This is a genomic window from Clostridium sp. X (assembly GCF_055755365.1).
On record NZ_CM146912.1, the window covers coordinates 2325019 to 2345500 of the forward strand.

Below are 20482 nucleotides of genomic sequence, written 5' to 3' on the forward strand. Positions count from 1 at the left end.
GGTTGAGTAAGCTGTGAAGAGAAAAATTGCTGTAATTACAGGTACAAGGGCCGATTATGGTATTTATTATTCAGTGTTAAAAGCGATACAAAACCATGAAGAATTAGAGCTAAGTTTAGTTGTATGCGGAATGCATCTATGCTCAGAGTTTGGAATGACAGTAAATGAAATCGAAAAAGACGGATTTCCTATTGTGGATAGAGTAGAAACCATTCTAGCTTCAGATACAGGGGCTTCCATGGCAAAATCTATAGGTATGACTTTACTAGGCTTAACACAAAGCTTAGAAAGAATAAATCCAGATATTTTAGTTATCCTAGGGGATAGAGGAGAAATGATGGCAGCTGCTTTAGCTGGAATTCATATGAACATACCTGTAGCACACATACATGGAGGAGAAGTTACAGGAACTGTTGATGAATCAATAAGACATGCTATAACAAAATTATCTCACATACATTTACCAGCTACAGAAGACAGTAGACAAAGAATAATTAAACTTGGAGAAAGAGAAAAGAATATATATGTAGTTGGAGCGCCAGGTATAGATTATATAAAAAATACTGACTATCTTTCAAGAGAAGAATTATTAAATAGATTTGGATTAAAAGATGATAAATTGTTTATTCTTACTCAACATCCTGTAACAACAGAGCGAGAAGAGGTAGAATGGCAAGCAAGACAGACTCTTGAGGTTATAGTTAAGTTTGGTATACAAACAATTATATCTTATCCTAATAGTGATAATGGTGGAAGAGAAATTATAAAAGTGATTGAAGAATACAGAAGCAAATATGATTATTTAAAAGTATTTAGAAATTTGAGTCAAGTTGAATATCTAAGTCTTTTAAATTCAGCAGATGCTATGATTGGGAACTCATCTTCAGGTATTATTGAGGCACCTAGCTTTAAACTTCCAGTTGTTAACATTGGAACAAGACAAGGTGGAAGGCTTAGAGCGTGCAATGTAATAGATGTAGGGTATACAAAAGAAGAAATTGAAAGTGGAATAAATAAAGCCCTATATAATGAAGAATACATTAATGACTTAAAGTCTTGTACTAATCCATATGGAAATGGAACTGCTGGAAAACAAATAGCTGATGTTTTAAGTAAGATAGAGATAAATAAAGAACTTATTCAAAAAAGAATAACTTATTAAAAAAGAGAGAATGTATATATGGAAAAGATTGTTTTAGTAGGTGGCGGAGGACATTGTAAAGTTATAATTGACATTATAAAAAGCAATAACCAATACGAAATTTTAGGTATTACGGATGTAACGGGTATTGGAGAAAAGATATTAGATATATCTGTTATTGGTGATGATAGCATACTTCCTGAAATTTACAATAAAGGTATAAAAAATGCTTTTGTGTGTATAGGAGCTATTAATAATATAAAAATAAGAGATAAGATATTTAGTAGATTAAAATCTATTGGTTTTAATATTCCTTCGTTGATACATAAGGATGCTACAATTTCAAATTATTCTAAAGTATATGACGGAACTTGTGTTATGGCTGGAGCAGTTATAAATCCAGGAACTATAATAGAAGAAAATTGTATTGTAAATACTGGTGCAGTAATAGAGCATGACTGCTTTATAGGAAGAAACACCCACATATCTCCTAAAAGCTGTATTCTCGGTGGAGTTAAAGTTGGAGAAAATTCTCATGTAGGTGCTGGAAGCACAATACTTCAAGGAATATCCATAGGAGATGATGTAGTAATTGGGTCTGGAGCTGTCGTACTGAAAGATATACAGGATAGTGTAACAGCAGTAGGCGTTCCGGCAAAAATAATAAAAAGTAGGTGATTCTATGAGATTTTCAATAGAAACATATTGCATAAAATTAAAGTCTACAATTGAAGATGCTATGAAATCTATAGATAAGAATTTAACAGGTGGAGCCTTTGTTGTTGATGAGGATTTTCGTGTAAAAGGTGTTATAACAGATGGAAACATTAGAAGAGCTATATTAGGTGGGCATAATATTGGAGATAGTATAGAAGGCATATATAATAAAGAATTTAAATATGTAACTACTTATACTAGCAAGAAAAAAGTTAAAGAATTAATGATTAAATATAAAATTAGGCAAGTACCTGTATTGGATGATCAAGGTAAGTTCGTAAACCTATACTTTATGGATGATATAATCTCATATGAAGAAAAAGATAACTATGTTTTTATATTAGCAGGGGGACTAGGAACTAGACTTAGACCACTTACAAATGACACACCTAAACCTATGTTAAAGCTTGGAGATAAGCCTATTTTAGAACATATAATTGAACAGTTCAAAGAGTATGGGTATAAGAACTTTATAATTTCCCTAAATTATAAAGGGGAAGTAATAGAAGATTACTTTAAGGGTGGAAAAGATTTTGATGTCAATATAGAGTATGTTAGGGAAACAAAACAATTAGGAACAGCTGGATCTATAAAGTTAGCAGAAGATAAGTTAATAAAACCATTTGTGGTTATAAATGGAGATATTTTGACGGGTATAGATTTTGATGCCTTTTTAAACTATCATACTAAAAATGAATTTGATATAACTGTGGGAGTGAGAAACTACGAAATAAAGGTTCCTTACGGAGTTATGGTTACTGAAGATAATCTAATTAAATCCTTGGAGGAAAAACCAGTTTATAGTTTTCATATTAATAGTGGAGTATACGTACTTAGTGAAAAATCAATAAAACATATACCAAGTGATGAGATGTATAATATGACGGATTTGATAGAAGAAGTTATAGCTAAAAAAGGTAAATCAGGAGTATATCAAATTACAGAGTATTGGTCAGATATAGGGCAAATGGATGATTTTCATAAAGCAAATGAAGATATAAGGAAGTTTTTTTAAACATAATAGATAAGGAGTGAAGTTTGATGAATTGGAATGCTAAGAAGGTTCTAGTTACTGGAGCAGAAGGATTTATAGGAAGTCATCTTACAGAAAGATTAGTAGAACTGGGAGCTGATGTTACAGCACTTGTACAATATAATTCATTTAATAATTGGGGCTGGATTGATGCTTTTGATAATAATGTAAAAAACAGTATAAATGTTATTACAGGAGATATAAGAGAATATGATAATGTAAAGAGAATGGTGAAAGGCCAAGAGGTGATAATGCATCTTGCAGCGCTTATTGCTATACCATATTCTTATTTGTCTCCAATGGCTTATGTAAGAACAAATGTAGAAGGAACTACTAATGTTTTAGAAGCGTGTAGAGATGAAGAAAATATAGAAAAGATAGTACATACTTCAACAAGTGAGACTTATGGGACAGCTCTTTACGTACCGATTGATGAAAATCACCCTATGCAAGGGCAATCACCATATTCAGCATCTAAGATAGGTGCAGATAAGATGGCAGAAAGTTTCTACAAATCTTTTAATTTGCCAATTACTACATTAAGACCTTTTAATACTTATGGACCAAGACAGTCTGCCAGAGCAGTAATTCCAACAATAATATCTCAGATACTTGCAGGTAAAAAAGAGATTAAGCTAGGTAGTTTAACGCCTACAAGAGATTTTAACTACGTAAAAGATACTGCAGAGGCATTTATAAAGGTTGCTGAAAGCAATAAGACTATTGGAGAAGTTATAAATGCAGGTTCAAACTATGAAATAACTATAGGTGATACAGTTAAAAAGATAATTAACATTATAGGGGAAGATGTAAAAATATCTTGTGACGATGAAAGAATAAGACCAGAGAAAAGCGAAGTTAATAGACTATGGGCAGATAATACAAAAATTAAAGAATTAACAGATTGGTCACCAAAATATACTCTTGATCAAGGGCTAGAAGAGACTATTGAATGGATAAAAAACAACTTACAAAACTTTAAAACTGATATATATAATGTTTAATATATAAGAATTTTATGTAAACAATGTTGATGGGAGTGAATATAAATGATACCTTTATGTATACCTGAAGTTAGAGGAAATGAATGGAAGTATGTTAAAGAATGTATAGATACTAATTGGGTTTCTTCAGTGGGAAGTTATGTAAATTTATTTGAAGAAAGATTTGCAGAGTATTTAAAGTGTAAAAATGCAATTGTTACAATGAACGGAACAGCAGCTATACAATTAGCTTTGGTAACCTTAGGTATAGGAGAAGGCGATGAGGTTATCGTTCCATCCATGACTTTTATTTCACCAGTGAATGCTGTAAAATATGTAGGTGCTATTCCTGTATTTTGTGATGTAAGAAGAGATACTTTTGTAATGGACGAAGAAAAAGTAGAGGAATTAATTACAGAAAAAACAAAGGCTATTATGCCTGTTCATATATATGGCCATCCAGTAGATATGGATAAAATTATGGATATAGCGAAGAAGCATAATTTGTATGTAATAGAAGATGCAACTGAAGCTCTAGGTTCGGAGTATAAAGATAGTATGATAGGAACTATTGGAGATATGGGATGCTTTAGTTTTAATGGAAATAAACTTATTACAACTGGAGCAGGTGGAATGTTAGTTACAAATAATGAAGAACTAGGAAAAAGAGCTAAGTTCTTATCCAATCAAACTAAAGTTGTATTAGATAATAAAGCATTTTATCATCCAGAGATAGGGTATAATTTTAGAATGCCTAATCTGCTTGCTGCCTTTGGAGTAGCACAGATGGAAAATATAGCAGAATTTGTGAATATAAAAATAGATAATGCTAAATATTATAATGAGTTACTAAAGGATATAAAAGGAATAACTCTTCAAGCAGAAAAAGAGTGGGCTAAAAATTGTTACTGGCTATATTCTATATTAGTTGAAGATGAATATGGGATAACAAGAGACGAACTTGTAAACGCTCTTAAAGAAGAAGGAATAGAAGCTAGACCATTTTTCATGGCGGTACATGAAATGCCTCCTTATAAAGATTGTAAAGCCGGAGATATGTCGGTTACTAAAGATATATGTAGTAGAGGAATAAATCTTCCAAGTTCAGTAGGGTTAAAGAAAAGTGAAATAAAATTAGTATGTGATATTATAAAGAAGTATATAAAATAATAGAATAAGTCTTTTCAGTAAGCTTTCAGCTGAATTTTTTATTTAAAAGAGGAGAAATATGAATACGTCTTTAATAAAAAGGATATATGGTAATAAGTTGGTAAAAAGCGGGATATGGTATACGATTGGAACCTTGTTTCTACAGGGACTTTCATTTGTAACTGTACCGATTTTTACAAGACTTTTAGATGAGAGTGATTTTGGGATTGTTACAATCTATGGAAATTACCTTTCAATTTTTATGACTATTGTGAGTTTAGGGCTAATTTCTTCTGTGCAAAGGGGAAAGTTTGATTTTAAAGAAGAGTATGATGAGTTTTTATCATCAGTTCTTTTTCTAGGTACAATTTCAGTAGGAGTATGGTTTATAATTACATTGGCTTTCAAAGGGACTATTGCAGATATTCTAGAAATAAATCAAGGTTTAGTAATTTTGCTAATTGTACAGTGTTTTTTTAATTTTGTAGTAGAATTTTGCAATCAAAAGTTTACTACACAATATAAATATAAAAAATTCTTATCAATATCTATAAGTAGTGCAATACTAAATATAGTGCTTTCAATTCTAATGATACAAAGACTAAATAGTAACAAATACTATGGGAGAATTGAAGCAGGTGCTATAGTGACTATAGCTTATGGAAGTATCCTATATATAATTACTATGACTAAAGGTAAAAAGTTTATTTCTAGAGAATATTGGAAATATGCTCTTGCAATATCTATCCCTCTAATATTGCATACACTTTCAGCAATTTTATTAAATTCTGCTGATACAATTATGATAAAAAAGTTTATAGGTGCAAGTGAAGCAGGAATTTATAGTTTTGCTTATAAAATAGGAATGATCCTACAGATAATCTGGATTGCAGTGAATAAAGCATGGGTACCTTGGTTTTTTGAAAATATGAATACAAAGAATTATAAGGAAATCCAAGAAAAGGTAAAATATTATATAGGACTATTTTCTCTAATAAGTTTTATACTTATTTTTGTTTCTCCGGAAATAGGTAAAGTTATGGGTACAAAAGGATATTTAACGGGACTTAAATTAGTTCCATTAATAATGCTAGGATACTATTTTGTATTTCTATACAGTATACCTAGTAATTTAGAGTTTTATACTAAAAAAACTCAGTATATATCTGCAGGTACATTCATGGCAGCACTTTCTAATGTCATATTAAACTATATATTAATTCCTAGATATGGTGCAGTTGCTGCAGCTTGGACAACGATAATATCATATATATTATTATTTATTTATCATTATGTTATATCTTTGCATGTATCAGATGTAAGAGTATTTAAATTTAAATATTTTTTGTATGGTATAATATTTATGTTTACGACAAGTGGGATTTTTTATGTTGCAAAAGATAAATTTATAATTAGATATATATTTGTTATAGGAGTAGTTAGTATATTAATATATAAATTTAAAAGTCTTTTAACTAAAAAAATAAACAGATAAGATACTTAGGAGAAGATAATTATGATTAAGTTAATTTATCTTAATGATAAGAAGAGTGTATTTCAAGAGAATGAGGAAATTAGTATAGATTCATATATTAAAAATATAGATATTGATAAAGAGGTCTTTAGCTATCTTCAATTTATTGAGAAACAAGAGATTGAAGGAATGAACCTAGAAGATTTTTATTTATATAATCATGTAGGAATGTATTGTTTTGAAAGGCATGGAATATATGAAAAGTTAAAGGGAATCTTTTATTGCTTTTTTGTAGTGAAAAATATAAAAGAAGAATTTAAACAGGAAATCTTTGTTGAGACAGATAATGAAATAATGGCTGATATATGTATAGAATTATTTAATATCCAAGTACATAAGGTATATGATCACAGCAGAACATTAGATAAAAAAATATTAGATAAAAAAACATTATTTAAATTAGCTTTAAGAAATTTAAAAGGTATAAGAAATTACATAAAGTTCTTAACTAATAGTAAAAAAAACAAAGAAAATTTTTTATCTGTATCTAATGCTATAAACATAAATAAAGTTAATATTGAGGGTAATGATGAATTAATAGATACTCAGCTAGGAATCACAACAAAGGCTTTAAGTAAAAAATATAATATGTTCAATATACAGTATATGTATAATTTTAATATACTAGATAAGTCTTTAAAGTATAAGGAGGGCGTTATACCTTTTGAGCTCTTCGTTATATATAAAAAAATATGTAAAGATAAGTACATACAAAAAGATTTAATAAAAGATAGCTTAAATAAGTTAGAGTTTATAGACTATAAGTATAATAATTATGACTTTAAAAGCATTCTTAAGAAGCATATTTTTAAAAATATTAGAAATAGATATTTAGATGATATAAGAGAACTAGTTTGTGCCAAAAGACTGATAAAAAAGTTAAATATAAAAAGATGTATAGTTGTTGATGAAGGAGATAGACCAAGAGAATTTATAATGGCGGGCAATATGGAAAATATAAAGACTTATGCACTTCAACACGGAATAATAAACTCAATGTCTCCAGCGTATATTATAAACTCTAAATATAAAGATAAGATAATACCAAATTGTACATTTTTGTGGGGAGATAAATATAAGAATATTTTAATTAATAACACTAATATATACAATAATGAAAATATAATGGTTGTAGGTCAAAGTAGAACAGACTTGTTAAAACAATATATTAATAAAACGGCAAATGAAGATACTAAAATTAAAATACTTTATGCAACTCAATACTATAAAGATATATTAGAGCCTGCAACAAATATTTTATTTGAAACATTATCGTTATTAGAAAAAGATTATGAAATAGTTATAAAATTACACCCAGCAGATAACTATTATGATATTTATAAATTTCTTATACAAAAGTATAAAATTAAAAATGTAAAAATAGTTAAAGAAGGAGATATATATGAACTTATATATTGGTGTGATGTAGTAGTTAGTGTACATTCAACGGTAATTGTTGAAGCAGCTATGTTAAATAAACCATCTGTTTGTATACTTCTTCCTAAGTATAATGATGCTGGGGGATTTGTTAAAGATGGTATATCTAAAGGTGTAAAAAATAAAATTGAGTTAAAGCATTTTTTAGATAATATAAATGAATTTGAATTCAATAGTGAGTTTAGTAGTTATATAAAAGATAATTTCTATATAATTGATGGTAAAGTAACAGATAGAATAATAGACAATATAAATAATAAATAATATAAGCATATATACTAATTGGAGGATAATAATGAATTTATTAAAAGAGTGTAAAGAATATTTAGCTTATCTAAAAAAACATATGAAAAGCATATTGGTTGCCTACATAGTCATAGAAATATTTATATTCTTAAAAATTGGACAGACTAACATATTGATGTTTAGCAGTAGTTTATTTGTTATGTTATTTATACTATGTAGTATACTTTTAAGCTTTAAGGATAGCGAGACTAACATATTAGTTTATATTTTAGCTATGCCTCTTCTTCCAATAATACTATATTTGTTAGCTAGATTAGATATGAAGTGGATTGGGAGTGGAGTTTACTGGATATACTTTAGTATATTTATAGTAAATATACTTAGATTTAAAGAGGAGTTTAATTTTTCAATAACATATTTGAAGCAAAGATATAAATATACTCTAATTACCTATTTCTTTATAATAATAATAGCATTTATTTCAGTTTTTTTAAGCAATAACAAATTAGAGTCTGGTAACTTAGTAGCTCTCTCTATAATTTCAACATTAATCTTAAGTTTAGTTATTTTAACATACAAAAAGTTTGATTATAACTTCTTGATAAGATTAATAACTTATTTAGCTATAGGTGTTGCATTATCTTCTATACCAGATATATTGATAGCAGTATATAGCCTAATATTTAGAGGAACAAATCAACACTTGTACGGAGTTCTTGGAAGTAACTTTATGCTAGGGTATACATTAATGGTTCTACCGTTTATTATGTTATTTGCTGTAAATAAAGAGTTTGCATCTCAATATAGAGATGTATACAAAATATTATTACTTTTAGAAGTAATAAACTTATGCACACAAATGTCTAGAGGAATAGCTATAGGGATATTCTTATGTATGCTTTTCGTTATTTTATATGATAGAAAAAATTACAAAAAATATTTACTTATTTCTTTGGTAGTCTTTATATGTTTAGTATATAATATAACCCATAGATGGGAATTTAATCAGGTAGTATCAGAAATTCAAGTTGAAGGTGTAGATTTCATTACTAGTAGTAAAGGGTTAGTACATCAAATGATACAACAGTTTAAAAGTAGAAGACCTATATGGATTATTGCACTTCAGATGATATATAGTTATCCATATTTTGGTGTAGGACCTGGTCAATTTAAAAATTACTATTTAACTTATGGTGGAAATCCTAATAGAATGTACATTGATGCTCATAATATCTTTTTTAATGTGGCAACTGAATTTGGATTAGTATTTACAGGTATATTATTCTTATCCGTATTATGCCTTGTTATTAAAGCTATTATATGTATAGTGAAATATAAAGAAAAACAGAAGTTTCTAGTTCCTGCTGTAATAGGATTAATATGCTTACTAGCATATGGAAATATAACAGGACAATCTTTTATAACATCAACTTATCCTATAAGTTATGTACCAGCCTTTATATTTATGTTTGTTATAACATTAATTATAAAAGTTACTAATAGCAGTGAAAGGAATTAAATATAATGAAAAATATATTAATTATTGCCTATTACTATCCACCAAAGGGGGGAGCTGGAGTTCAAAGAACTACAAAGTTTGCAAACTACTTAAGTAAAATGGGGTATAATGTTAATATTTTAACAGTTAAAGAAGATTCAAAAGGAATTTTAGATAAATCTCTGAATAAAGATATATATGAGAAAATATCTGTATATAGATCAGATATAAAAGAAGTAGATATAATAAGTAAATTCTCTAAAGTGTTAAATAATGGTAATAAAAACAATAAAAAAGAAGTTAAAAATCAAAATAATAATAAAGATAAAAAACATCTTTCAACAAGTATTAAAGGTAAATTAAAAGATAGTATAAAAAACATAGGAAAAAATGTATTTCTAAAAGGATATAATCTAGTTTATATGCCTGATGATAAAAAAGGTTGGATAGATTTTGCTGTTGAGGAAGGTAAGAAAATAATTAGAGAAAAAGAAATAGAAATAATTTTTACAACTTCTGGACCTTATTCATCACATTTAATAGGATATGAACTAGCAAAAGAATTAGAAGTAAAGTGGATTACTGACTTTAGAGATCCTTGGGTAGAAAATCCTTTTGTTAACACTGGAATTTTAGTTGAAAGTATCTATAAAAGATTTGAAAGTAAGATAATTAAAAGAGCTGATAAAGTTATAAGTGTTAGTCAACCAATAATAGACAGTTTTATAAAGAGATATAAAACTGAGGATATAAATAAATTTCATGTAATTACTAATGGGTATGATGAAATGGACTTTCAAGGATTAGATTTTTCATTGAGTGAAAACAACGAAAAATTTTTAATTTTATATAATGGTACTCTTTATGGGAAACGTTCACCAGAAAACATATTGATCTCTATAGATACCTTAATAGAAAATAATGAAATAGATAAAGATAAAATTCAAATTAAATTTCAGGGGCAAATTGGTAATGAACACATTGAAATAGTAAAGTATTATATGAATAAGTATCCTCAAATTGTAAAACATGAGAACTATGTTCCGCATGATGAGAGTTTAAAGGAACTTTCAAAAGCCAATGCGCTTCTCCTTATAATAGATGAGGGTATAGGAAGTGAAGGGATTTTTACAGGAAAGATATTTGAATACATAAGAACTGGAAAGCCTATACTTGGAATTATTCCAGATGGAGTAGCAAAAAAATTAATTTTAGAAACTAATACAGGATATACGGCACATCCATCTAAACAAATTGAAATTCAAAAAATAATTTTAGCTTCATATTTAGATTTTATAAGAAAAACAAGTTCTATAAGTCCTAAATGGGAAAAAATAAAAGAGTATAGCAGAGAAAATTTAACGAAGCAGTTGATTTCAGTAATGTCTGAAATGAAAGATTAAGAGGTGGATAATAGATGAAAATAGTTACGATTATAGGAGCAAGACCACAATTTATTAAAGCGGCTGCAGTATCTAGAAAGATAAGGGAGGAAAATCAGGAAATCATTATACATACAGGACAACATTATGATGATAATATGTCAAAAATATTCTTTGAAGAACTTGATATTCCTTATCCAGATTATAATTTAAATGTAGGTTCTGGTGGACATGGAGCACAAACAGGAAGAATGCTTGAAAAGATTGAAGAAATACTAGAAAAAGAATGTCCAGATTGGATACTTGTATATGGAGATACTAATTCAACAATTGCAGGAGCATTAGCTGCTAGTAAGATGCTAATTCCAGTAGCTCATGTAGAAGCAGGACTTAGAAGTTTCAATATGAATATGCCAGAAGAACAGAATAGAATTCTAACTGACCATATATCTAAATTGCTATTTGCACCTACAGAAACTAGTGTGAGTAATTTAAGAAATGAAGGAATAAAGGAAGAAATTATACATAATGTAGGAGATGTAATGTATGATGCTACATTGCACTTTGAAAAAATAGCAAATGAGAAGAGTATTATAATGGAAAAGTTAGAAATAAATGAAGGTGATTATATTCTAGCAACAGTACATAGAGCTGAGAACACAAATGACATTTCTAGACTAAGGAATATCATCGAAGCCCTTAATTCTTGTCAAATGAATATAATTTTACCTCTTCATCCTAGAACAAAAAAGTATATAGAGGACTATAATTTGAAATTAAAAGAAAATATAAGAGTAATAGAACCAGTAGGATATTTAGATATGATAATGCTTGAGAAAAATAGTAAAAAAATAGTAACAGATAGCGGTGGAGTTCAAAAGGAAGCTTTCTTTTTCAATAAGCCATGTATAACACTAAGAGATGAGACAGAATGGGTAGAAACGGTTAATAATGGATGGAATATTCTAGTAGGAGCAAATGAAAGTAAAATATTAAATGCTATACAGAATTTTAGTCCGACTAATGATAGAGAGAACTATTATGGAGATGGAGATGCTGCACACAAGATAGTAAGTAAATTGAGAGGGTGGAGGTAATAGAGTGATAAAGCTATGCATTCTAGGGGATGGAGAGAGTATTCATACTAGAAAATGGGTAAACTTTTTTTCAAATCTAGGCTATAGAATCTGTTTAATATCTATGAGAGATACAAAGTACACCTATAGAGAGAATGTAGAATTTCACTATATTAAACCACTGTTTAGAAATAAGTTAAGTTATTTTTTATTAATTAATAGAGTAAAAAGTATAATAAAAGAGTTTAATCCAGATTTATTGCATAGTCATTATGCTACCAGTTATGGAATGCTTGGTAAAATGACTAAGTTTAGACCGTTTATAATATCAGTTTGGGGAAGCGATATATATGAGTTTCCAAACCAAAGTAATTTTAATAAGAAATTTTTAATTAACATATTAAAAGATGCAGATGCTGTATGTTCTACAAGTAAGGATATGGCAGAAGAAGTAAAAAAGTATTATGATAAAGAAGTCTTGATAACTCCTTTTGGTGTTGATTTAAAAGCATTTAACTGTATAACCCCTATCTTAAGCAAAAAGTCTATAACAATAGGGATAACAAAAAACTTAGAAAAAGTTTATGGAATAAATTATTTGATAGAAGCCTTTGCTGAATTATGTAAAGAATGGGAAAAACATGATTTGCGTTTGTTGATTGTAGGCAATGGCACAGAAAGAGAAAACTTAGAGAAATTATGCAAAGAAAAGAAGATTTCGGATAAAGTAACCTTTACTGGTAATGTAGATAATGATAAAATTCCAGAATACATTAATTTAATGGACATAGTATGTATGCCATCTTTAAGCGAAAGTTTTGGAGTGGCAGCTGCAGAAGCAGGAGCTTGCGGTAGACCTGTAGTAGCATCAAAAGTAGGTGGATTAAAAGAAGTAATAATTCATGGATATAATGGATATTTAGTTGAGCCTGGTAGTGTTGAAGATATAAAAAATAACCTGAAGCTAATGCTCCAAGATGAAAAAAAACTTTTAGAAATGGGAAAAAAGAGCAGAAGGTATATGGAAGAAAATTATGACTGGATTAAAAATGCAAATGTTGTAAAAAATCTATATGAAAAGCTAATATGACTAATAAGATAAGTTTATTAAAATTATACAAAAATATGGAGGGGAAAAGTGGAGAATAATAAAAAGGGTAGTTTCACAGTATCCATAGTAATTCCTTGTAGAAATGAAAAAGAATACATAGGAAGATGTCTAGATTCTTTTGTAACTCAAAATTACCCACAAGAACTATATGAAATTTTTGTATGTGATGGACTTTCAAACGATGGTACTAGAGATATTGTTAAAAAATATAGTTTAAAGTACAAGAATATAAAAATCCTTGATAATAAAGGAGTGTCTGCACCTAAAGGGATGAATTTAGGGATAAAACACAGTAAGTCAGATGTGATTATAATTTTTGGAGCTCATGCTTATGCAGATAAGGATTTTATAAAAAATAACGTTGAAGCACTACAAAAACCAGAAGTGGGCTGTGCAGGAGGACCTATAAAAACCATTAGTGAAAATCAGGTGGGTAAGGCTATTGCGCTTGCTATGAGCTCACCATTTGGAGTAGGTAATGCTTTATTTAGATTTGCTGAAGATGAGATGTATGTGGACACTGTGGCCTTTGGAGCATATAGAAGAGAAGTTTTAGATAAGATAGGATATTTTGATGAAGAATTAGTAAGAAATCAAGATGATGAGTTGAATTTTAGAGTGTGTAAATATGGATATAGAATATTATTATCTCCTAAAATAAAATCTGTATATTATAGTAGAGGTTCTTTAAAAAAATTATGGAAACAATATTATCAATACGGATTTTGGAAGGTAAGGGTAATGCAAAAGCATGGAAAGGTTGCTTCTATGCGACATTTAGTTCCCATAGCATTTGTACTTTCAAATATTTTAGGAATTGGATTAGGAGTATTTTTTAAGCCAATATTAGTTTTATGGTTAATAGAAGCTATAATGTATATAGCTTGTAATTTAATATTCACAATAAAACTAGGTAAAAAAGAACCAAATACTATGAAATATTTACCTATAATTTTCCCTATACTACATATTAGTTATGGTCTAGGATTTTTAAATGGAATACTTACATTTCATATATTTAAATCAAATAGTGTTATTGATAAAAATACAAAAATGTCTAGATAGTATTTTGGCACGCAATTGAGCGTGCCAATTTTTCAGTATATAAAACCACTAAAAAGTCAATATTCTAGAAAGAAGGTATCATCTTGAAAAGAGAGAATAATTTAGTAGGAATTCTGCTTTGTTTATATATATTATTTATGCCATTAATTCCGGATAATTTCTTTATACAAGGAATTAGTATAAAAGGTGATTATATTTTATTAGTATTGTTTTTAACTTATTTAATAGAAATTATTAGAAACAAAAAAACTAGGATTAACTTTTGTATTGGAGTAAAAGCTTCTTTTAGAGACTTGATTTTTATATTAATGATAATTATTTTTATAATCATGTTGGCTTCTGTTAGCTATGCTTCGGATAAGAGTATTGCAATTAGGGAAAGTCTTAGATTTTTAATTTACATAATAGTTTATTTTATAATAAAATATGAAGTAAAAACAGAAAGATTGATATTTGCAATATTGAATAATTACATATTGGCTACTTTTTTCATAAGTTTATTTGGAGTAATTCAATACTTTACTAGAATAGGTTTAAATGATAGGTTTATATATGATACTTCAAAATATTCAGTAGCCTTAAGAATAACTTCAACCCTTGATAATTCAAATACCTTAGGAGCATATTTAATAATTGCAATTTTTCCGTTGATAATGATGGGGATTTATGAAAAGAATATAAATAAAAAGGTTATTTACATAATTATATCAATGCTAGCTTCAGTTACACTTATTCTTACATTTTCACGGAATGCTTGGCTTGGAGTTTTAATTGGTATTACACTTTTAGTTATTATGTATAATCATAAATTTATATTACTGTTTTTATCTGGAATAGGGATTAGTGTTTTATTACCACAGGTTAGAAGTAGAGCAGCAGATTTTAAAATATTACTTGACGATCCTAGGGTAAATATATGGAAATTAGCCCTAAATATGATAAAAGAAAACTTGGTTTTAGGTATAGGGAATGGAAACTTCTATAATCAATATGGAGAGTATGCAAAAAAGTATCCAAAACTTCGATATAATAGTAATACAAAATTCCCTACTCATAATTCATATCTTAAGGTGTTTAGTGAGCTAGGACTAATTGGGATAATTCCTTTCGTAGCTTTAATTATATCAGTGTTAATTGCTTTAAAAAATACATTAAGGAATTTAAGTCCAGGTGTGTTAAAATCTTTTTATAAAGGTTTCTATATTTCGGTAATAGTATTTATATTTATGAATATACCTGATAATTTATTTTTTGTGCCTAAAGTAACAATGAACTTTTGGATTTTAGTAGCTATTTCGCAGTCCATTATTTATAATGATATAAGATACTAGATAAAAGAAAATTGCGTCGCAATTTTCTTATATTCTTCATTAAAAATTTATAAAAATAAAACTAATAAGTATAAAAAAATAGGGAGAGAGGATTTATGGATGCTAAGGATATAAAAATAGACTTAAATAAGGATATAAGATCAAAACAAATAGAATTTACATTAAAAAGAATAATGGATATTATTTTATCTATAATAGGTATAATCATTTTATCTCCAATATTTTTAATACTAATTGCTTGGATTAAGATTGATTCAAAGGGGCCTGCTATTTTTAAACAAATAAGAGTAGGTGAGAATAACCAACTATTCACTATTTATAAATTTAGAACTATGGTAGTAGATGCTGATAAGAAGAGAGAACTTGCAATTGATTATGAAAATATTGAAAACTTTGTTTTTCAGAGTAAAAGTGATAACAGAATAACAAAAGTAGGTGCTTTTCTAAGAAAAACTAGCTTAGATGAAATACCACAATTATTTAACGTCTTCTTAGGTAATATGAGCATGGTTGGTCCTAGGCCAGAAATTCCAGATGTAGTACAGTTTTATCCGGAAGAATATAAACAAAGACTTTTAGTGCCACCAGGAATAACTGGACTTGCTCAAGTTAGTGGGAGAGGCGAGATTGAACTAGGCAAAACTATATATTATGATTTAACTTATATAAAAAACTTTTCGATAGTATATGATATAAAAATAATATTTAAAACAATTTACAGTGTATTTAAAAAAGAAGGTGCTTTTTAAATAGATACAGGGGGAAATATGTTTACGAAAATATTAGATTATAACATTTTTAATGGATCAAAAATTGAATTAATGAATCAATTGAAAAACTTTAAAAAGATAAATATTATTTCAGGAAATCCAGAAGTGTTATATAGAGGCCTTGAGGATAAAACCTTATTTGAATTTTATACAAATTCAAATAGTATAATAATTCCTGATGGAGTGGGAACAGTTATGGCGTCTAAAATAACAAAAGATCCTGTGCGGGAAAAAATTGCAGGTATTGAAGTTATGGATGAAATAATTAAAAAGTGTCATAAAGAGCAAAAGGGAATATACTTATTGGGTGCTAAAGAAGAAGTTTTAAGTGGATGCAAAATAAATTTATCTATAAAATACCCAGGTTTAAATATTCTAGGAACTAATAATGGGTATTTTGATATCTATGATTGCAGGGAGTTAATTGAAGATATTAAGAAAAAAAAGCCCTATGTTTTATTTGTAGCAATGGGTTGCCCGAGGCAAGAAATATTTATACATAATTATTTTAATGAGCTTCCTTGTGAGGTTTTTATGGGGGTTGGAGGAAGTTTTGACGTCTTCGCAGGTGAAGTAAAAAGGGCTCCGAAATGGATGATAGATTTTGGGCTAGAATGGCTGCATAGAGTAATAAAAGAACCCTTTAGAATAAAACGATTAACGTATATACCTAAATTTTTAATTAGAGTAGTATTAAAGACATATAAGAAATAGAAGCTATATGGTGGTGTTTAAGATCAATAAAGTAGTCAAAAATATGATGTCAGTAGGAGTATCGAGTATTATATCACAATTGTCTATGTTTTTTATGGTGGCGTATTATGCAAGAATATTAAGTGTAGAAGGTTTTGGAAAAGTTAGTTTAGCTCAATCAATACTTGTATATTTTACTATGATAACTCTTTTTGGGTTTCAAACTCTAGGAACAAAAGAAGTATCAAAGAATTCTAAGGGGAATGAAAGCTTAATAGGATATGTAACTTCTATAAGATTTATAGTTGCTATATTAGGATTTATAGTTATATTAGCTATATCTTTTATAATTAATAAAGGGACAGATTTTAGAAATATACTTATAATTTATGGTTTGACCTTATTTCCTATAGCATTGAATATAGACTGGTTTTATTCAGGTATTCAAGAAATGTTTCATAATGGTATATACAATATAGTGAAAAGTATAATTCCATTTATACTTATAATAATATTTTTAAAAAATGAGAGAGATATATATCTTATTCCTGTGGTTACATTAATAGGATTAGTAGTTGCAGTATTTTATCAATTTTACATTTATATTGTAAGCAAAAAGTTACGTGTTAAATTTGAGATGAATAGAATACAATACAAATCTTATATTGTAGCAAGTACTCCTTTTTTAATTTCAGGATTGCTATCTATGATTAACTGTAATATTGATTCTTTGATTATAGGTTTTATGAGAAATGATTATGAGTTAGGAATATATTCTTCTGCTTATAAGATAATATTTTTTTTAATTAATTTAATAGCTGTAATATTTACACCATTTTTTCCTTTGCTAATTAGGCTTAAGCATGAAAAAAAATATAGAGATTTGCAATTATTAACAAATAATATTAGTAAAATAATTATACTGTTTGCATTACCTATATCGGTTGGGGGTATTCTCTTATCAAAAGAAATAATAGTTCTATTATTTGGACAAAAATATATCGAGGCTTATAAGCCTTTTATAATTCTTTTAATATATATATTTATTTTATTTATGAGAGAAACCTATGGATATAGTTTAAATGCTTGGAATATGGAAAATAAGTACTTAAAGATTGTAGCTATTTCTGCTGCAGTAAATTTAATTTTAAACATGTTTTTAATTCCTATATGGGGACTTATGGCAGCAGCAATTACTACGGTTATTTCTGAAATTATTAACTTTGTTATAATGAGAAAATATTCCTTTAGTATAGCTAAAACAAATTATATAGCTAATATAGTTAGCTTAATACTCCCTATTTTAATAATGATGTGTCAAATAGTTTTATTTAAGTATTTAGGTATTAATGTGTTAGTTAATATTTCTGTAGCGATAATTATGTATTTTATGTGTATTATTTACTTTAAGTATATTACTGTAGAGGATATGAAAAGAATACTAAGACGGTAATAGGATACTTATTAAGAAGGTGGCAAATATGAGATATTGTGTATTATACCCAAACACTAAAAATGTAAATTTAGTTAAGGAAATGGGGATGATTCCTTATAAACTTCATAAACTTTTTAATTATCACTCAACAGTTGCATGTTACAACCTTGATGAATATACATATCTAAAAAATGAAGTTGAAGGTTTAAATATAGATTTTATAGAAAACAAGTATAATAATTATAGTTTAGATGGTATTAGGTATTTAAGGAAAAATGCAAAAAACATAGATATACTTCAAATATTTCATATTACCATGTATTCTATGTTATATGCTTTTACATTTAAAAAACTTAATCCTAAGGGTAAGATATATTTAAAATTGGACTGCAGTCATAAACTCATAGATAGAATTGCAGAGCTAAATAAAGTGCAAAAGTATTTTTTAGACCAGTACCTTTATAATGTAGATTTAATAAGTGTAGAACAAAAACTACTCTTTGACAAAATAAGATTGTTATTAGAGCCACATAAAAATAAGATAATTAATATACCTAATGGAGTAGATTTTACATATTTAGAGGAAAAAAATATAAAGTATAATTATGAGGTTAAAGAAAATATAATTTTAAATGTAGCAAGAGTAGGAACAGAAGAAAAAAATACAGAGATGCTTCTAGAGGCTTTTAAAAATATAAAAGACGATTGCAGACAAGGATGGAAAATGATAATTATAGGGCCTATAGAAAAGAGTTTTGAAAAGTATATTAATGATTTTTTTCATGAAAATCCAACATTAAAAGATGTAGTAGAATTTAAAGGATCTATTGAAGATCGAGAGGAATTATTTAAATACTATGAAAAATCAAAAATATTCTCTTTGACATCACGATTTGAAAGTTTTGGAATTGCATTTATTGAAGCTGCTGCTTTAGGAAATGTAATTGTTTCAACAGATGTAGGAATTGCAAGAGAAATTATACAAAAGAATAATGGGACTGTGGTTGAAGTAAATAACACTTATGCAATGACACAAAAGTTAGAAGAGATTATTACAGATAGTAATTTAAAAGAGAAATCTCTAATTACATATGAATTATGTAAAGAATATTTTAACTGGGATTTAATAATAAATAAGCTTCATAAAAGTTTAAACAATCTATTTCCATAACCAAAACATGGTAATTGTAGGAGAAAAATAAAAACTTAAAATTGAATAGTAAGCACTTTTTTTACTAATAATAATGTCTGAAGGAGTGTGATATTATGCAATTTTATGACGTAATAAAAAATAGAAAAAGTATTAAAAAATTTAATACTGATGAGTTAGATAGAAATAAATTAATGAGAATGCTTGAAGCAGCTATGAGAGCCCCATCGTGGAAAAATGCTACACCTTATAAAATTATGTTAGTAGATAATGAAGATTTAAAAACAAGACTAGCAGGAACTATAATGAATAAAAGTAGTGAAGCTTCAGGAGCAGTACAAAATGCACCAATTACTGCGATTATTGTAGCAGATCCTAATCAATCAGGAGACATAGAAGGAAAAGATTACTATCTAGTTGATAGTGCTATAGCTATGGAACATTTTATATTAGCAGCTACAGAAGAAGGATACGGTACTTGTTGGATAGGTGCTTTTGATGAGAAGAGAATAAAAGAAATTTTAAGTATACCTGATAATTTAAGAATAGTTGCTTTAACGCCTATTGGTATAATGCAAGAAAGTGAACAGGAAAAACCTCATCATCCTAAAAAAGATATGCGAGATTTTGTTTATGTGAACAAATGGAACGAGTCTTATATGGATCAAAATGTAAAGGTACTTGTTCATCAATAATAGATAATTAAATTTGCTTTTTTTATTTCAAGGAAT

The 20482-nt window shown here is 27.8% G+C and carries 18 protein-coding genes; all 18 read left to right on the plus strand.

Features of this window, described 5'->3' with window-relative positions; translation table 11 throughout:
- The first annotated feature begins 13 nt into the window (after window positions 1-13).
- The 18 genes from neuC to ACX0KU_RS11710 all read left to right on the plus strand — a co-directional run bounded on the left by neuC (window position 14) and on the right by ACX0KU_RS11710 (window position 20446).
- Window positions 14-1162: a UDP-N-acetylglucosamine 2-epimerase gene (gene neuC / locus ACX0KU_RS11625; RefSeq protein WP_472990084.1), complete on the plus strand. Its 1149-nt coding sequence runs from the start codon at window positions 14-16 to the stop codon at window positions 1160-1162.
- A gap of 18 nt (window positions 1163-1180) precedes the next feature.
- Window positions 1181-1819: an acetyltransferase gene (locus ACX0KU_RS11630; RefSeq protein ID WP_472990085.1), complete on the plus strand. Its 639-nt coding sequence runs from the start codon at window positions 1181-1183 to the stop codon at window positions 1817-1819.
- 4 nt (window positions 1820-1823) lie between these two features.
- Window positions 1824-2873, plus strand: coding sequence for a nucleotidyltransferase family protein (locus tag ACX0KU_RS11635; protein WP_472990086.1), 1050 nt, complete (start codon window positions 1824-1826; stop codon window positions 2871-2873).
- Between the two features lie 26 nt (window positions 2874-2899).
- Window positions 2900-3895, plus strand: a complete 996-nt coding sequence (locus ACX0KU_RS11640) for an NAD-dependent 4,6-dehydratase LegB (RefSeq protein ID WP_472990087.1) — start codon at window positions 2900-2902, stop codon at window positions 3893-3895.
- Between the two features lie 45 nt (window positions 3896-3940).
- On the plus strand, window positions 3941-5044 hold the full coding sequence (locus ACX0KU_RS11645; RefSeq protein ID WP_472990088.1) for a LegC family aminotransferase: 1104 nt from the start codon (window positions 3941-3943) through the stop codon (window positions 5042-5044).
- A gap of 58 nt (window positions 5045-5102) precedes the next feature.
- The gene (locus tag ACX0KU_RS11650) at window positions 5103-6518 is read left to right on the plus strand and encodes a lipopolysaccharide biosynthesis protein (RefSeq protein ID WP_472990089.1); all 1416 of its coding nucleotides are present in this window, start codon (window positions 5103-5105) and stop codon (window positions 6516-6518) included.
- Window positions 6519-6539: 21 nt separating this feature from the next.
- The gene (locus ACX0KU_RS11655) at window positions 6540-8258 is read left to right on the plus strand and encodes a capsular polysaccharide export protein, LipB/KpsS family (protein ID WP_472990090.1); all 1719 of its coding nucleotides are present in this window, start codon (window positions 6540-6542) and stop codon (window positions 8256-8258) included.
- Between the two features lie 31 nt (window positions 8259-8289).
- On the plus strand, window positions 8290-9759 hold the full coding sequence (locus tag ACX0KU_RS11660) for an O-antigen ligase family protein (protein ID WP_472990091.1): 1470 nt from the start codon (window positions 8290-8292) through the stop codon (window positions 9757-9759).
- A gap of 5 nt (window positions 9760-9764) precedes the next feature.
- Window positions 9765-11141, plus strand: coding sequence for a glycosyltransferase (locus tag ACX0KU_RS11665; protein ID WP_472990093.1), 1377 nt, complete (start codon window positions 9765-9767; stop codon window positions 11139-11141).
- A 14-nt stretch (window positions 11142-11155) separates the two neighbouring features.
- Window positions 11156-12217 carry a non-hydrolyzing UDP-N-acetylglucosamine 2-epimerase gene (gene wecB / locus ACX0KU_RS11670; RefSeq protein ID WP_472990095.1) on the plus strand — a complete coding sequence of 354 codons (1062 nt, stop codon included), beginning with the start codon at window positions 11156-11158 and terminating at the stop codon, window positions 12215-12217.
- Between the two features lie 4 nt (window positions 12218-12221).
- Window positions 12222-13286, plus strand: coding sequence for a glycosyltransferase (locus tag ACX0KU_RS11675; protein WP_472990096.1), 1065 nt, complete (start codon window positions 12222-12224; stop codon window positions 13284-13286).
- A gap of 48 nt (window positions 13287-13334) precedes the next feature.
- Window positions 13335-14372, plus strand: coding sequence for a glycosyltransferase family 2 protein (locus ACX0KU_RS11680; protein ID WP_472990097.1), 1038 nt, complete (start codon window positions 13335-13337; stop codon window positions 14370-14372).
- A gap of 83 nt (window positions 14373-14455) precedes the next feature.
- Entirely contained in the window at window positions 14456-15703 is a 1248-nt protein-coding gene (locus ACX0KU_RS11685) for an O-antigen ligase family protein (RefSeq protein ID WP_472990098.1), read from the plus strand.
- Window positions 15704-15798: 95 nt separating this feature from the next.
- Complete coding sequence (locus ACX0KU_RS11690; protein WP_472990100.1) at window positions 15799-16452, plus strand: sugar transferase; 654 nt, start codon at window positions 15799-15801, stop codon at window positions 16450-16452.
- A gap of 18 nt (window positions 16453-16470) precedes the next feature.
- Window positions 16471-17187, plus strand: coding sequence for a WecB/TagA/CpsF family glycosyltransferase (locus tag ACX0KU_RS11695; RefSeq protein WP_472990101.1), 717 nt, complete (start codon window positions 16471-16473; stop codon window positions 17185-17187).
- A gap of 7 nt (window positions 17188-17194) precedes the next feature.
- Complete coding sequence (locus ACX0KU_RS11700) at window positions 17195-18619, plus strand: flippase (RefSeq protein WP_472990102.1); 1425 nt, start codon at window positions 17195-17197, stop codon at window positions 18617-18619.
- A 28-nt stretch (window positions 18620-18647) separates the two neighbouring features.
- Window positions 18648-19772 carry a glycosyltransferase family 4 protein gene (locus ACX0KU_RS11705; protein WP_472990103.1) on the plus strand — a complete coding sequence of 375 codons (1125 nt, stop codon included), beginning with the start codon at window positions 18648-18650 and terminating at the stop codon, window positions 19770-19772.
- A gap of 95 nt (window positions 19773-19867) precedes the next feature.
- Window positions 19868-20446 (plus strand): nitroreductase family protein, encoded by a 579-nt coding sequence (locus tag ACX0KU_RS11710; RefSeq protein WP_472990104.1) that lies wholly within the window; start codon window positions 19868-19870, stop codon window positions 20444-20446.
- Window positions 20447-20482: the final 36 nt, after the last annotated feature.